The following is a 12,712-nucleotide window of genomic DNA, read 5'->3' as shown; positions in this document are numbered from 1 at the left end:
CCCGCCAGCTGACCGGAGAACGGGGGCCGGGGGCCGGGGGCCGGGGGTGATCGTGCCACGGTGCCCGTAACGCGCCGACCGCCGGGAGCTCACCCGGCGGTCGGCGGCGTCGTGCATGGCGATGCGCCGGTGTCCCCTCTCGGTCAGGTGGCGGGTCCCGGACCGCCCGCCGTTGACGTTGGGCACCCACATAGGAGACACCGTGGTGGGGACCGAGACACCCGCCGACTCCGCGATGTACGCGATGGTCACCGACGCCGGCCCGCGAGCCGGCGCGGCCTTCCCGTTGTGCTGCGGCGCCGGCTCGTTTCTGGCCGTCACGACTCTTTCCCCCGGTTACCGCTCCTGTGGGGCGGCAAGAACACGGACGTCCCAGGCGCCGAGCTCCACAGACGTCCCCGCCGGGACCGCGCCGCCGTCCAGGGCGTCGGACAGGTCCACCGGGGCCTGGACGGTGACCGGCCGCCAGCTCCAGTTGTGGACGACGTGGACGCGCCGGCCGTCGGGAGCGGCGCCGGTGGCGACAGTGACCGAGTCCGGCAGGTCCTGCCAGCCGCTGGCCGGGGCGGGTGCGAGCCAGACGGCCAGCGCACGGGCCAGCTCACGGCCGGGCACCGTACCAACGGTGGTGACACGCCCCGCGCCATGGCGGCGGGTGGTGACGGCGGGCCAGCGACCGAAGTGCGGGTGGTCGTACTCGGCCAGGACCTCGGCGTCGTCCACGGCCAGCCCCTCCACCCAGCGGGTGGCCACCGCGCCCTCCGGCAGCCGCAGCGGACTGTCCGGCGCGCCGCGCAACGGCAGGTCGACGTGGAGGTTGCTGAACTCGTCGTACCGGACGCCCGCGGCCTTGACCAGCCGCGCCGGTGTCACCTCGTGGCGTGCCCGCGCCTCGTGGTCGCCATAACCGGTGCGGGGACCGAGGACGAGATGGCCGCCCGCCTCGGCGTACGCGGCGAGCCAGTCCAGCGTGCTGTCGTCCGCCACGTACAGCCCCGCGGCGACGAGAACCGGGTGCCGCTCGGCCGCCGACTCCGGTGACAGTCCCGGGCGTTGGCCGCTTGGGTCGTGCAACTGGCGGGCGTGCAGGATCCGTACCTGCCGTCCTGCCTCGAACGCGCCCCGGTAGAACGGGCCGAAGATGCCCTCGTACGCGCCCGCGTCCGGACCGCCGTCGGCGCCGGCGAGCGGCGGGTACTTGTTCATCAGCCACTTGCTCGGCGCCGAGTACACCATCGCGATGTCGGCGTCCGGTGTGATCCCGGCGACCAGGTCTCCGACACGGTCGAACTCGGCGCCCAGCCGGGCGAGTTCGGCGTACGCGCGCCCGGGCCGGCCGCTGTGCGGGAGGATCCCGCCCCAGTACGTCTCGGTGCCGAAGTGCAGCGTGTGCCAGTGCCAGTACTCGATCATGCGGGCCCCGCGCGCGACCAGCGCCCACCCGGCCTGGCGCCACTGCCCGTCGAAGGCGGGCCGGTTGTCCGAAGTGCCGCCGATCGCCTGGGCGTTGGTCTCCGTGACCAGGAACGGCTCCTGGCGCGAGGAGTAGATCCGGTCGGCGCTCTGGTGCAGCGCCCACACCCCGTGGTCCATCCACTGCCCCGGCAGTTTCGCGTGCGGGGGATCCGGCATGGTCAGGCTGTCCTGCATGTCGTAGTACGGGTTGCCCGCGGTGACGTCCAGGCCGTCGGTGAGTTCGTCGTCCTCCAGGCCGGGGGACCAGTACGCCAGGCATGTGGTGACGAACTGGCCGGGCCTCGCGTACTCGCGCACGATGCCGGCCTGCCAGGCGATGAACTCGGTGGTCTGCCGGGCCTGGAACGCCCGCCAGGCCAGTTCGTACTGCGGCTGCGCGTTGCCCTCCGGCTTCCACAGGTCGGCCCAGGTGGACAGCCGGTGCGACCAGTACACCAGCCCCCACTCGCGGTTGAGGGTCTCCACATCGCCGTAGCGCTGCCGCAGATCGTCCACGAACCGCTGGAAGACGCCGTGGTTGTGCGGCAGTCGCGGGCCGGGCTCGTTGTCGACCTGGAAGCCGATGACCGCGGGATGGTCGGCGTAACGGGCCGTGATCGCGCGGATCACCCGCTCCGCGTGGAAACGGAAGGCCGGGTGCGTGATGTCGACCTCCTGCCGGCCGCCCCACGCGGCGCGCCGCCCGGTGGCGTCCTCGGCGGCGATCTCCGGGTACTGCCGGGCCAGCCACGGCGGCACCGCGTAGGTGGGCGTGCCGAGGACGACCGCGATACCGCGCTCGTGGGCGCCGTCGAGGACGGGTCGCAGCCAGTCGAGCTCGAAGCGGCCGTTCTCCGGTTCCCAGGTGGACCACACCGACTCGCCGACGCGGATGACGGTGAACTTCGCCTCCGACATGAGGTCGAGGTCGGTCTTGAGTCGCTCGTAGGGCTGGTACTCGTGGTAGTAGGCGGCGCCGAACAGCACGCGCGGAGGCAGGTCGGCCATGGGGTGCTCCTCCGTGGAGATGAGGGGGGCGGCCGAGTGCCGGGCCCGGGATACGGGCCCGGCAGCCGGGACGTCAGGGGAAGGGATGGTCAGGAGGCCGAACCGGTCACCTTCGTACCGTCCCTGGTCACCTGGTACTTCACGGTGGCTCCGCTGTAGAAGTGGAAGGTCAGATTGACCTTCTCGCCGTCACGCAGGGCCTTCATGAACGCGGTCGTCAGGATGATCTTGTTGTTCGGGTAGTCCGGCGCGAACGCCTTGTTGAACTCCTGGTACGGGTTCCAGTCGGTCGGTCCGGCGTTGTCACCGTTGGTGTAAGTGGACTCCATCGCCGCCAGTTCGTCACCCCGGTAGTCGGTGAGGATGTAGAACTCCTCGGTCGTGCCCTTGGCGGCCGGCAACGGCTTCGGCCGGTCGTACGTCACCACGTCGATCTGCCAGGGCAGTCCGCTGGAGAAGCGGGCCTTCAGCGTGGCGTTGACCCCGTACTCACGGTCGCCGGCGAGCCGGGTCAGCGCCTTGGCGGTGAGGGTGAGGCGGGTGCCGGACAGGGTGTAGTCGCGCTTCTCCTTCAACTTGGAGTCGCCCTGCCAGAGTCCACGGAACTTGGTGCCGTTCGGGTTCAGGGTGAGCGACTGGGCCGTGACCGGGCTCGACTTCGGCAGGTACACGTGGTCGAAGGAGGCCGTGCCCGAGCGCGTCGTCCAGCTCGACTTGATCCAGGCGAACAGGGCCGGGTCCCGCCACTTCAGGGTGATCCGGTTGAGGTAGGCGAAACCGGGGTCCCACAGCGCGGTGGTCACACCGGCCTCGCGCGCCGCGGCACCGACGTGCTCGAAGTACTTCAGCGCCTCGCCGCGCTCGACGCTGGACGGGTGGTTGTGATCGGGCCAGCTGAGAAGGCCGTACTCGCCCAGGTAGACGGGGATGCCCTTGGCGACGAGGGTGTCGTGCATGCGCGTGAAGCTGTCGGTCAGGTCCTTCTGCGCCGCCGCGTCGTAGTGGGTGCCGCCCGCGACGTTCACGCTGAACGGCCACCAGCCGTAGTAGTGCACGGTGGCGACCACGTTGTCGTCGTCCAGTGAGCGGATCGTCCGGTAGAGGTCGTCCAGCAGCGACTGGCTCGGGGTGCAGTACTCGGTGGGCAGGACGAGCAGGCGGTCGTCGTTGTTGCCGCCCGACGAACGGACGACGTTGTGGAAGGAGACGTTCAGCTCGTTCAGGAGCTTCGTCTTCTGCTCGGCGGTGGCGCCGTCGAAGACGGGCTCGTTGATGCTCTCGAAGAGCAGGGTGCGCGGCTCGTCCTTGAAGGCCGACGAGATCTGCGTCCACGTCGAGTTGAAGCGGGCCAGCACGTTGTCGTGGTCGGTGGGCATCTTGTTGACCCACTGCCACGAGTCGTGGTGGACGTTGAGCACTACGTAGAGGCCCTCGTCCAGCGCCCAGTCGACGACCTGCTTCACGCGGCTCATGTACGCGGCGTCGACGGTGTAGGGCGCGGTGGCCGACTGGTGGTCCTTCCAGGTCACCGGTATACGGACGCTGCGGAAGCCCTCCGAGCGGACCTTGGCGAGCAGCTCCCGCGTGGCGGGCGGGTTGCCCCAGGAGGTCTCCTCGGGGATCGCTTCCAGGGTGTTGCCGAGGTTCCAGCTGGGTTGCATCGCCGCGACGGCGTCCATGGCGGAGTCCGGGACGCGCACCTTCCCGGGGGCGGCCTCCGCGGCGGGAGCCGTGAGTGCGGTGCCCAGGGTCAGACCGATGGTGGCGCCCAGTGCGAGCAGCAGGATCGCCAGGCGCCTCAGCGCGCTGCCGGGACGGCTCGCGGCGGGGTGCGACTCTCTCATGTCCCTTTCCCTTTCTGGATGGTCGAAGGCTCCGTCTGTGGGGGACGCGCGAGCTCGTTCGAACTGTCGAAGCGCTTCACCTGTCGACGCAAGTTAATGCGATGTTTCATACGAAACAAGGGGGTCACCTTGAAGAAACTTACTTTCGACCAGCCCATTGACGCGCTGTGCAAGATGCTGACAGCGTCGAAGCGCTTCACTTGCTGAACGCGGATCGAATGGCTTCGGGGGGTCCTGATTGCGGCAATGACCCACATCCGCCACGCCCCTCAAGCAACCGCTGCCCGTCCCGGCGCGTGAGGCGCTGTGGCGGCGCGTCGCGCAGCCCGCGTACGCCTCTCCGCCGCCGTACGCCCGCGAGTCTGCGGGCCATCTCACGGCTCGGCCCCGGCTCGCGCCCCGCGCCGTACAAAGTCGGACGACGGCTCGCCATACTGGACGCGCCAGGGGAGGGTGAACAGGGACCAGGGGCGGCGGCAGGACATGGCGGACACCAGACTGATCCAGAGCCGCTACCGGCTGCTCGATCTGATCGGGCGCGGCGGCATGGGGGAAGTGTGGCGTGCTCGCGACGAGTCGCTGGGGCGGCAGGTCGCCGTGAAGTGCCTGAAGCCGCTCGGACCGCACCACGACCACTCCTTCACCCGTGTCCTGCGGGAACGCTTCCGGCGGGAGGCGCGGGTGGCCGCCGCTCTGCAGCACCGCGGGGTGACCGTCGTGCACGACTTCGGCGAGGCCGACGGGGTGCTGTACCTCGTCATGGAGTTGCTGGACGGGCGCAATCTGAGCCAGCTCCTGGAGGACAACAAACACCATCCGCTGTCCGTCCCGGCCGTCGTCGACATCGCCGACCAGGTCGCCGCCGCCCTCGCCTACACCCATCAACAGGGCATCGTCCACCGCGACTTGAAGCCCGCGAACATCATGCGGTTGACCGACGGTACGGTGAAGATCTGCGACTTCGGCATAGCGCGCCTCGGGCACGACATCGGCTTCACCTCCCGGCTCACCGGCACCGGGATCGCGATGGGCACCCCGCACTACATGTCGCCGGAACAGATCAGCGGCGCCGAGGTCGACCACCGCAGCGACCTGTACTCCTTCGGATGCGTGTTGTACGAACTGGCCACCGGGGTACCGCCGTTCGATCTCGACGACGCCTGGGCGGTGCTCGTCGGACACCGTGACACCCCGCCCGAGCCGCCGCGCAGCCACCGCCCGGACGTGCCCGAGTTCCTCGAGCGGGCCATCCTGGACCTCCTCGCCAAACATCCCGACGAACGTCCGCGCGACGCACGGGAGTTGGCGCGCCGGATCAGCGCGGGCCGGGCCACCCCGCTGTACGTGCCGACCCTCGTCACCCCGCAGCCCCAGTTCCGGCCCCCCGAGCCCGCCACCCGCGCACCCGGCCTGCCGTCCTGGACCCGTGGCATGACCACCGGCCACAAGGCCACCGGCGCCCGGACGGGCACCGCACCACCGGATCCGTCGGCCGGGCTCACCGGCGACTGGATCGCCCGCCCCGTCGAGGGCCACCCCGAACCCGTACCGCAGCTGCCGCCCGCTCCGTCACCCCAGGTGCTCGACGCGCTGGCCGGGCGGCACAACGCGGGCCTGAGCCTGGGGCGCCTCGGTCGCTGGGCCGAGGCGGGGGAGGTGCACCGGGCGGTCGCCGCCGAACGCGAGCACGTCCTCGGACCCGCCCACCCCGACACCCTCGCCAGCCGTTACGAGGTCGGCTTCACCCTCAGCCGCACCGGCCGCGCCGCCGACGCCCTGCGCGAGTACACCCACGTGGCCCGCGAGCGGGAGCGCGTCCTCGGCGCCGACCATCCGGACTCGTTGGCCGCCCGGCAGGAAACGGCGTACGTCCTGGGCCAGTTGGGCCGTCATTTCGAGGCCCACCAGGCCTACACGACCGTCTTGGCCGCCCGGGAGCGCACCATGGGTCCCGATCACCCGGACACCCTGCGCTGCCGCCACAACCTCGCCTTCAACCTGAGCCGCCTGGGGCGCCTGGAGGACTCGTACCGCATGGCCTGCGAGGTGGCGGCGGCGCGTGCCAGGGTGCTCGGCGCCGCGCATCCCGACACGCTCGTCACACAGTACGAAGTCGCCTACGTGCTCGGTCAGTTGGGGCGCTGGCCGGAGGCCCTGCGGACGTACCAGGAGGTCGCGGTGGCGCGCGCCGAGGCGCTCGGCCCCGATCACCCCGACACGCTCGCCGCCCGCTACGAGGTCGGCATCGGTCTCGGCCGCCTCGGCCGCAGCGCGGAGGCCCTCAAGCTGTACCGCGACCTGGTCGACGACCGTACCCGGGTCAACGGGCCCACGCATCCCGAGACCTTGCGCGCCCGGCACGGTCTGGGCGTCAACCTCGGCCGCCTCGACCGTTGGGAGGAGGCGCTCGCGGAGTCACGCGACGTGTGCGCGATCCGCGAACGGGTCCTGGGCGCCGACCACCCGGACACGCTGGTCAGCCGCCGCGAGGTGGCCGTCGGCCTCGGCTGGCTCGGCCGCTGGCCCGACGCCCTGACCGAGTACCGGCGGGTTGCCGCCGCCCGCGAACAGGTGCTGGGCGCCGACCACATCGACACCCTCGCCAGCCGCAACGACGAGGCCCACTGTCTGGAGCGGCTCGGCCGGGGCGCGGAGGCCGCCGAGCTGTACCGGCGGGTGGCGGCACTGCGCCAGCAGCGGGCCTCCGGCCACTGAGCGGGAAGTGCCTCGCGAAGTCCACCCCGGTTCCCCGCGCCCTCCGAGGGCGCTGCCGGACCGTGGTGGACTTCGCGACCCCTCGGCCCCGCACCTCTGGCCGGGGTGGATCATCACGTGTTACGAAGAACCATGCCCGCACCCGAGCGCCCCGACCGCCCCGGCCGATCCGGCCTCCCCGACCGATACGACACGGTGATCGTCGGCGGCGGCCACAACGGCCTGGTCGCCGCCGCCTACCTGGCCCGCGCCGGGAAGTCCGTGCTGGTCCTCGAACGGCTGGCCGGCACCGGCGGCGCCGCCGTGTCGACCCGTCCGTTCGCCGGGGTCGACGCCCGGCTGTCGCGCTACTCCTATCTGGTCAGCCTGCTGCCCCGGAAGATCGTGCGCGATCTCGATCTGGACTTTCGGGTGCGCGGGCGCACCGTCTCCTCGTACACCCCCGTGGAACGCGACGGCCTGGCCACCGGACTGCTCGTCGGAGGCGGTGAGCGCCGCACCCGCGACGCCTTCGCCCGCCTCACCGGAGGGGAACGGGAGTACGAGTCCTGGCAGCGTTTCTACGGTATGACCGGCCGCGTCGCCGAAAAGGTGTTCCCCACCCTCACGGAGCCCTTGCCCACCCGCGACGAACTGCGCCGCCGCGTGGACGACGAGGACGCCTGGCGCACCCTCTTCGAGGAGCCGATCGGCACCGCCGTCGAAGCGAACTTCACCGACGACCTGGTACGCGGCGTGGTCCTCACCGACGCCCTGATCGGCACCTTCGCCGACGCCCACGACCCGTCACTGCGGCAGAACCGCTGCTTCCTCTACCACGTCATCGGCGGCGGCACCGGCGCGTGGGACGTGCCCGTGGGCGGCATGGGCGCCCTCACCGACGCCCTCGCCGGCGCCGCCCGGAACGCGGGCGCGGTGCTCGCCACCGGCCACGAGGTCGTACGGGTGGACACGGACGGGCGCACCGCCGAGGTGACGTACCGGACGGCCGACGGGGAGGGCACGGTCGGCGCCCGGCACGTGCTGGTGAACGCCTCGCCGCAGGAACTGGCCGCGCTGACGGGTGACGCCCCGCCGAGCCCCGCCGAAGGCGCCCAGCTCAAGGTGAACATGCTGCTCACACGGCTGCCGAGGCTCAAGGACACGTCCGTCGACCCGCGCGAGGCGTTCGCCGGGACCTTCCACATCGCCGAGGGGTACGAGCAACTGGCCGCCGCCCACGCCCAGGCGTCGGCCGGTGAACTGCCCGCCGCGCCGCCGTCCGAGATCTACTGCCACTCTCTCACCGACCCGACGATTCTCGGCCCGGACCTCGTCGAGCGCGGCTACCAGACGCTGACCCTGTTCGGCCTGCATACCCCCGCACGGCTTTTCGCCCGCGACAACGACGCAGTGCGCGACGAACTGCTGACATCGACCCTCGCCCAACTCGACGCCCACCTCGCCGAACCCCTCGCGGACTGCCTGGCCACCGACACCGACGGACGCCCCTGCATCGAGGCGAAGACCCCCCTCGACCTGGAACGCGACCTGCGTCTGCCCGGCGGCAACATCTTCCACGGGGACCTGACCTGGCCGTACGCCCAGGAGGCCGACGGGCGCTGGGGCGTGGAGACCCGGCACCCGAACGTCCTGCTGTGCGGGGCGGGCGCGGTGCGCGGGGGCGGGGTGAGCGGGGTGCCGGGGCACAACGCCGCCATGGCCGTGTGGGAGGCGGACAAGGGCTGAGCACCGGGCGGGGACGGTTCGCCCGTTCCCGGGTCAGTTCGCGGACCCCGTCCAGCCCACCGCTTCGATACGTGCCGCGTCCGCCGGGTGCGTCTCGTCGAAGACGGTGCCGTCGGCGTCGCGTACGGGCCGGGCGTCGACGTACACGCCACGGCCCACGTACAGCCGGTCGGTCGTGCACCGTCAGCGCAGGACGAGGGACGGTGCGGTGGGAAGGGACGCGGAGAGACGGTGCCAGACGCGCCCCGACCAGCCGGTGGCCGTGCCCGCCGGGTGCCCCTGCGGGGTGCCGTCGGCGCCGGTGGTCGTGAACGGGACCGGCTGCCAGGTCCCGCCGCCGTCGGCCGACGCCTCCAGCGACAGGACGTCCGACTGCGGTTCGGTGTCCCACCACAGCGCGCAGCTCAGCCGGGAGTCGACGGCGGTGGTGAGGGGCGGGAGGGTGAGCGTCGCCGTCGTCGAGGTCGCCGTGCCGGAGAACCGGGCCGTACGTCCATGGCGTGGGCGGACCGGCACCGCGCGGGCCAGGTTGTTCGCGGCGGCGACCCGGGGCGCGGAGCCGGAACGCCAACTGCGCACCGGATGCACGGAGTTGCTGAGGACGATCAGGAAGGAGTCGGTCGTCGGGTCGAGGACGAGTGAAGTGCCGGTGAAACCAGTGTGCCCGGCGGTGCGGGGCGTGGCCGTCGCACCCATGTACCAGTGCTGGTAGAGCTCGAAGCCGAGACCGTGTTCGTCCCCGGGGAAGGCCGTGTTGGGGTCGGTGAACATCAGCTCGACCGAGGCGGGCGACAGAATGCGCGCCCTGCCGTACGCGCCGCCGTTGAGCAGCGTACGGCCGAGAACGGCGAGGTCCCACGCCGACGAGAAGACACCGGCATGGCCGGCCACCAGCGCAGAGTCGGGGGACGGCCCGTCGTCGGGGCGGCCTCGGCCGGTCCCGCCGGGAAGGAGGCGAAGGCGAGGGCGCCGCCCAACGCCAGGGAGTATCTGCCCAGTTGACGTTGCGTCAGCCGCTCGCCCGTCGCCGCTTCTTCTGTCATCGAGGAGCCCCTTCCGAGTCACCTGAGGTGTGGGTCAACCGTATTCCAGTCGCGCGCGGTCGGTGGCCGAGAATCTGACGGTGTATCAGAAAAGGTCTTCCCTCGTCCGGAGGACTGCGGCATCCTGCGGCCATGCAGACGGAGCTGAGCAAGAAACTGGGAATCGAGCACGCCGTCTTCGGCTTCACGCCGTTCCCCGCCGTCGCCGCGGCCATCAGCCGGGCCGGGGGTTTCGGGGTGCTCGGAGCGGTCCGCTACACGGCGCCGGACGACCTCAAACGCGACCTGGACTGGATCGAGGCGCATGTCGACGGCCGGCCCTACGGGCTGGACGTCGTCATGCCCGCCCGGAAGGTCGAAGGGGTGACCGAGGCCGAGGTCGAGGCGATGATCCCCGAGGGGCACCGCCAGTTCGTCCGGGAGACCCTCGCCAAGTACGGCGTGCCCGAGCTGGCCGAGGGCGAGGCCTCCGGGTGGCGTATCACCGGGTGGATGGAGCAGGTCGCCCGCAGCCAGCTCGACGTGGCCTTCGACTACCCGATCAAACTGCTGGCGAACGCCCTCGGCTCACCGCCTGCCGACGTCGTGGCCCGCGCGCACGACCAGGGGGCGCTCGTCGCGGCCCTCGCGGGCAGTGCCCGGCACGCGCGCAAGCACGCCGAGGGCGGCATCGACATCGTCGTCGCCCAGGGCTACGAGGCGGGCGGCCACACCGGCGAGATCGCCTCCATGGTGCTGACCCCCGAAGTCGTCGACGCCGTCGACCCGCTGCCGGTGCTCGCCGCCGGCGGTATCGGCAGTGGCAGACAGGTGGCCGCCGCGCTCGCCCTCGGCGCCCAGGGGGTCTGGCTGGGCTCCCTCTGGCTGACCGTCACCGAGGCCGACATGCACTCGCGCGCGGTCACCGAGAAGCTGCTCGCGGCCGGCTCCGGCGACACCGTCCGCTCCCGCGCGCTGACCGGAAAGCCCGCGCGTCAGCTCCGCACCGAGTGGACCGACGCGTGGGACTCCGCCGACGGACCCGGCACCCTGCCCATGCCCCTCCAGGGTCTGCTCGTTGCCGACGCCATCTCGCGCATCCAGAAGTACGAGGTCCAACCGCTCCTCGGCACTCCGGTCGGCCAGATCGTCGGCCGGATGAACCGTGAACAGAGCGTTCAGGCCGTCTTCGACGAGCTGACCAGCGGCTTCGAACAGGCTGTGAACCGAGTCAACCGCATCGCGGGAAGGAACCTCGACGGAAGGGGCGACCAGTCGTGAGCGGAACAGTGAGCGCACCAGCGAACGCAACAGCGAGCGAGACCCCCATCGGATTCTGGGCACAGGCCGCCGCCGACCCGGAGCGCACGGTCCTCATCGCCCCCGACGGTGAGCAGTGGACCGCCGGACGGCTGCACGCCGCCACCAACCAGCTGGTCCACGGGCTGCGCGCAGCCGGACTCGGACGCGGTGACGCCTTCGCCGTGGTCCTGCCCAACGGTGTCGAGTTCCTCGTGGCGTACCTGGCCGCCTCCCAGGCCGGGTTCTATCTCGTCCCCGTCAACCACCACCTCGTCGGGCCCGAGATCGCCTGGATCGTCGCCGACTCCGGCGCCAAGGTGCTCGTCGCACACGAGCGGTTCGCCGACGAGGCACGCGCCGCCGCCGACGAGGCACAGCTCCCGGCGGAGCAGCGGTACGCGGTCGGCGAGGTCGACGGCTTCCGCTCGTACACCCAGCTCTTCGAGGGGCAGCCCGATTCGCCGCCCGACGAGCGCACCCTCGGCTGGGTCATGAACTACACCTCGGGCACCACGGGCCGTCCGCGCGGCATCCGGCGCCCGTTGCAGGGCAAGCCGCCCGAGGAGGCCTACCTCGGCGGGTTCCTCGGCATCTTCGGCATCAAGCCGTTCGACGGGAACACGCACCTCGTCTGCTCGCCGCTCTACCACACGGCCGTACTCCAGTTCGCGGGCGCGTCCCTGCACATCGGGCACCGGCTGGTGCTGATGGACAAGTGGACACCGGAGGAGATGCTCCGCGTCATCGACGCCCACAAGTGCACGCACACCCATATGGTCCCGACCCAGTTCCACCGCCTCCTCGCGCTGCCGGAGCGGGTGCGGCGGGCGTACGACGTGTCGTCCATGCGGCACGCCATCCACGGCGCCGCGCCCTGCCCCGACCATGTGAAACGGGCCATGATCGACTGGTGGGGCGACTGCGTCGAGGAGTACTACGCGGCCAGCGAGGGCGGCGGGGCGTTCGCGACCGCCGAGGACTGGCTGAAGAAGCCCGGCACGGTCGGCAAGGCCTGGCCGATCAGCGAACTCGCGATCTTCGACGACGTCGGCAACCGGCTGCCGCCCGGCGAACTCGGCACCGTCTACATGAAGATGAGCACCGGCGGCTTCGCCTACCACAAGGACGAGGGCAAGACGCGCAAGAACCGCATCGGCGACTTCTTCACCGTCGGCGACCTGGGCCTCCTGGACGAGGACGGCTACCTCTTCCTCCGGGACCGCAAGATCGACATGATCATCTCGGGCGGGGTCAACATCTACCCCGCCGAGATCGAGGCCGCCCTGCTCGCCCACCCCGCCGTCGCCGACGCCGCCGCCTTCGGCATCCCCCACGACGACTGGGGCGAGGAGGTCAAGGCGGTCGTGGAAGCGGCACCCGGACATGTGCCGGGGCCCGACCTGGCCGCGGAGATCCTCGGCCACTGCGCCCGCCAGCTCGCCGGGTACAAGCGGCCCAAGAGCGTCGACTTCATCGAGAGCATGCCGCGCGACCCCAACGGCAAGCTGTACAAGCGGCGGTTGCGCGACCCCTACTGGGAGGGCCGTACGCGGCCGGTGTGAGCGGTCGCGTGAACAGCGGTGCGAAGAGTGGTGCGAACAGCGGTGTGGCCCCGCCCCGGTGAGGGACGGAACCACA

The 12,712-nt window shown here is 71.3% G+C and carries 6 protein-coding genes and 3 pseudogenes; 5 read left to right on the top strand and 4 right to left on the bottom strand.

The annotated features are described in order from the left end of the window. The 3 genes and pseudogenes from ADL01_RS45160 to ADL01_RS40635 form a co-directional block, all read right to left on the bottom strand. Positions 1 to 321, bottom strand: a pseudogene (locus ADL01_RS45160) (hypothetical protein); the annotation flags it as partial. 15 nt (positions 322 to 336) lie between these two features. Next, positions 337 to 2,463, bottom strand: a complete 2,127-nt coding sequence (locus ADL01_RS40640) for a beta-galactosidase (protein WP_053747134.1) — start codon at positions 2,461 to 2,463, stop codon at positions 337 to 339. A gap of 89 nt (positions 2,464 to 2,552) precedes the next feature. Beyond that, on the bottom strand, positions 2,553 to 4,307 hold the full coding sequence (locus ADL01_RS40635; protein ID WP_053747133.1) for a cellulase family glycosylhydrolase: 1,755 nt from the start codon (positions 4,305 to 4,307) through the stop codon (positions 2,553 to 2,555). A 265-nt stretch (positions 4,308 to 4,572) separates the two neighbouring features. On the opposite strand from ADL01_RS40635, the pseudogene ADL01_RS47100 reads away from it, so the two are divergent. The 3 genes and pseudogenes from ADL01_RS47100 to ADL01_RS40625 form a co-directional block, all read left to right on the top strand. Beyond that, positions 4,573 to 4,729, top strand: a pseudogene (locus tag ADL01_RS47100) (DUF2236 domain-containing protein); the annotation flags it as partial. 61 nt (positions 4,730 to 4,790) lie between these two features. Next, the gene (locus ADL01_RS40630) at positions 4,791 to 7,022 is read left to right on the top strand and encodes a serine/threonine-protein kinase (protein ID WP_053747132.1); all 2,232 of its coding nucleotides are present in this window, start codon (positions 4,791 to 4,793) and stop codon (positions 7,020 to 7,022) included. A gap of 132 nt (positions 7,023 to 7,154) precedes the next feature. Beyond that, positions 7,155 to 8,750: a phytoene desaturase family protein gene (locus ADL01_RS40625; RefSeq protein ID WP_053747131.1), complete on the top strand. Its 1,596-nt coding sequence runs from the start codon at positions 7,155 to 7,157 to the stop codon at positions 8,748 to 8,750. 33 nt (positions 8,751 to 8,783) lie between these two features. Here ADL01_RS40625 and ADL01_RS40620 read toward each other — a convergent pair. Continuing rightward, positions 8,784 to 9,701 (bottom strand): annotated as a pseudogene (locus ADL01_RS40620) (serine hydrolase); the annotation flags it as partial. A gap of 224 nt (positions 9,702 to 9,925) precedes the next feature. On the opposite strand from ADL01_RS40620, the gene ADL01_RS40615 reads away from it, so the two are divergent. Both ADL01_RS40615 and ADL01_RS40610 read left to right on the top strand, forming a co-directional pair. Continuing rightward, on the top strand, positions 9,926 to 11,053 hold the full coding sequence (locus ADL01_RS40615) for an NAD(P)H-dependent flavin oxidoreductase (RefSeq protein ID WP_053747130.1): 1,128 nt from the start codon (positions 9,926 to 9,928) through the stop codon (positions 11,051 to 11,053). An 8-nt stretch (positions 11,054 to 11,061) separates the two neighbouring features. Further along, entirely contained in the window at positions 11,062 to 12,636 is a 1,575-nt protein-coding gene (locus tag ADL01_RS40610; RefSeq protein WP_053747129.1) for an acyl-CoA synthetase, read from the top strand. Positions 12,637 to 12,712 lie beyond the last annotated feature (76 nt).

Source organism: Streptomyces sp. NRRL WC-3618 (assembly GCF_001280005.1).
In the GTDB taxonomy this organism is placed as follows: Bacteria; Actinomycetota; Actinomycetes; order Streptomycetales; family Streptomycetaceae; genus Streptomyces.
This window is presented reverse-complemented; position numbering and strand designations above follow the sequence as displayed.

Coding starts and splice junctions, on each gene's coding strand:
- ADL01_RS40640 (WP_053747134.1), bottom strand. CDS start 2,463: ATGGCCGACCTGCCTCCGCGCGTGCTGTTCGGCGCCGCCTACTACCAC.
- ADL01_RS40615 (WP_053747130.1), top strand. CDS start 9,926: ATGCAGACGGAGCTGAGCAAGAAACTGGGAATCGAGCACGCCGTCTTC.
- ADL01_RS40635 (WP_053747133.1), bottom strand. CDS start 4,307: ATGAGAGAGTCGCACCCCGCCGCGAGCCGTCCCGGCAGCGCGCTGAGG.
- ADL01_RS40625 (WP_053747131.1), top strand. CDS start 7,155: ATGCCCGCACCCGAGCGCCCCGACCGCCCCGGCCGATCCGGCCTCCCC.
- ADL01_RS40630 (WP_053747132.1), top strand. CDS start 4,791: ATGGCGGACACCAGACTGATCCAGAGCCGCTACCGGCTGCTCGATCTG.